This window comes from Erwinia oleae (genome assembly GCF_000770305.1).
GTDB classification, from domain to species: Bacteria; Pseudomonadota; Gammaproteobacteria; order Enterobacterales; family Enterobacteriaceae; genus Erwinia; species Erwinia oleae.
In genome coordinates this window covers 1-601 of sequence record NZ_JNVB01000169.1, presented here as the reverse complement: position 1 = coordinate 601, position 601 = coordinate 1, and the positions used below count along the sequence as shown (strand labels likewise).

Sequence of the window (601 nt, the reverse complement as noted above, 5' to 3'; positions counted from 1 at the left end):
GAAGCAGAAAGGGAAGCCTCTGCCGGTAAATGTCCTTTCCATGCAGGCGCATCAAATAAAGCCTCCGGCGGCGGTACCACTAACCGCGACTGGTGGCCTCAGCAGCTCAGGGTTGACCTGCTTAACCAGCATTCCAACCGTTCTAACCCACTGGATGAAACCTTCGATTACCGACAGGAGTTCGCCAAACTTGACTATTCTGCGCTGAAAGGCGACCTCAGAGCGTTGCTGAGTGAATCACAACCGTGGTGGCCCGCCGACTGGGGGAGCTATATTGGTCTGTTTATCCGCATGGCGTGGCACAGCGCCGGAACCTATCGCTCCACAGACGGGCGCGGCGGTTCGGGTCGTGGTCAGCAGCGTTTCGCACCACTCAACTCCTGGCCGGATAACGTCAGCCTCGACAAAGCACGTCGTCTGCTGTGGCCGGTAAAGCAAAAGTATGGTCAGAAAATTTCATGGGCCGACCTCTATATCCTGGCGGGCAACGTCGCGCTGGAAAATTCCGGCTTCCGCACCTTTGGCTTTGGTGCCGGGCGTGAAGACGTGTGGGAACCGGATCTTGATGTGAACTGGGGCGATGAAACCACCTGGCTGGAAC

The 601-nt window shown here is 57.2% G+C and carries 1 protein-coding gene; it reads left to right on the top strand.

All coding sequences use genetic code 11. The annotated features are described in order from the left end of the window. Positions 1-601: peroxidase family protein (locus GS12_RS22770; RefSeq protein ID WP_034951333.1), on the top strand; the 601-nt coding region annotated here is incomplete at both ends.